Below are 1,490 nucleotides of genomic sequence, written 5' to 3' on the forward strand. Positions count from 1 at the left end.
TGCAACTAAGAGTTATATCACAAATTTAGAAAAATACGGTGTTTATTGTTGCTTTGAATGGGATGATGATTAGTTTATAATATTTCTGCAAATCTCGATCTGTAGCATTTGCTAAAAAAAAGTGATATTGTCAAAAAGCGGTAATTGTGCGAGTGTTACCGCTTTTTTATTTCTATTCTGTGTTATAATTCATATTGTCTGGTGAGGTTAACTAGCGAGCCTTATTAGTTAACCGCTCAGATGCCGTGCGTGTTCCTCGTTAGTTCTATGCACGGCTTTTAAAGGTTCATTCTTTTTTAGTTGTTGTTATTTTTATTTTTGTTTTTGTTACTCTAAAACAAAATGATCCTGCATCCAAAGTGCAGGATATTTTTTTGTGTTATAATGCAGATCTTCAAATCAAAGGTATCTTTTTTAAGAATCGACAGACAACAAAAAAAATAAAGCCGTGTTTTTATAGCACGGCTTTTTTGTTATATAATGTCTTATGACAGTGTTCAAGCTGTTATTTTTCCCTGAATACATCATGTAACCGCCTGCGTAATTCGTGCTATTTTCTGCAGGCGGTTTTCTTTTGTTGCTTGTTTTTGATTTCTGATTTCTTTATACTTTAGTTGTTACCTACGTGATCTCCTGCTTGATCCATATCGGGCGCAACGCTCAACATTAAGCAGGGGATTGCACTAAGTCTATTCTATTTTTATTCACCTAATCTTAATATTGAACAAATATATTATTTATATCTGTTTACATTTTGATCTGCTAATTCTATTCTAATAAATAGAGCTTTCTTTAGGATTATCAGTAAAATGGAACTAAAAAATATACTCATATTTGCTATATCTGGGATCTGCTGTGGGGTAATGACGTTTGTTATTGCCTGCTACCGTGAAAAGCCACCAAAAGTTATAAAACGTATTGAATACGCCTTAATCAGTGCTATGGGAGTTTTCTCTCTTTCATGGCTAGGTGTGCGTTATTTTCCTGAATATATGAATGAATGGGATTCGATCCCCCTATCTTTTCTAATTGGTTTAATCGGTATCGGCAATGTTGTTGATGTAATTGCTAAAAAATATGGAATTAAGTCTGATACAGAGGATCTAACAAATGAAAAGTAGAACAAAGCGAAAACTATCAGAAAATGAACTAATGATCCTTGTTTTTTCAAGTGAATTTTCAATATGTTTTATTTCCATTGTTTTAGGGGTTTTACCGCTTTACGGTTTGTTAAGTATATGCGGTTTTTGTTTGTCTATTTGGTATTACAGAGATCAAAAGAAATAGAGTATTGTATAATAAAATAACCTCTTAAAGTGGTTAGACTTTAAGAGGCTTAATTCTTTAATCAGGAGAAAAAAGAATCTATGGAAAGTATAGCAGAAATATGGAAAGACATACAAGGTTATGAGGGTTTATATCAGGTAAGTAATTTAGGCAGGGTTAAAAGTTTAGGTAGATTTATAGAATCAAAATTAAAAGGCGTTGAT

2 protein-coding genes are annotated in these 1,490 nt (G+C 32.3%); both read left to right on the plus strand.

The window, feature by feature from the left end:
- Positions 1–809 precede the first annotated feature (809 nt).
- The gene (locus ACJML3_RS08115) at positions 810–1,121 is read left to right on the plus strand and encodes a hypothetical protein (protein WP_406022221.1); all 312 of its coding nucleotides are present in this window, start codon (positions 810–812) and stop codon (positions 1,119–1,121) included.
- Positions 1,122–1,367: 246 nt separating this feature from the next.
- Positions 1,368–1,490 (plus strand): NUMOD4 domain-containing protein (locus ACJML3_RS08120; RefSeq protein ID WP_406022223.1); only part of this gene is annotated, 123 nt, incomplete at its 3' end.

Origin of the sequence: Succinivibrio sp., assembly GCF_045124615.1 — a bacterium.
Classification (GTDB): Bacteria; Pseudomonadota; Gammaproteobacteria; order Enterobacterales; family Succinivibrionaceae; genus Succinivibrio; species Succinivibrio faecicola.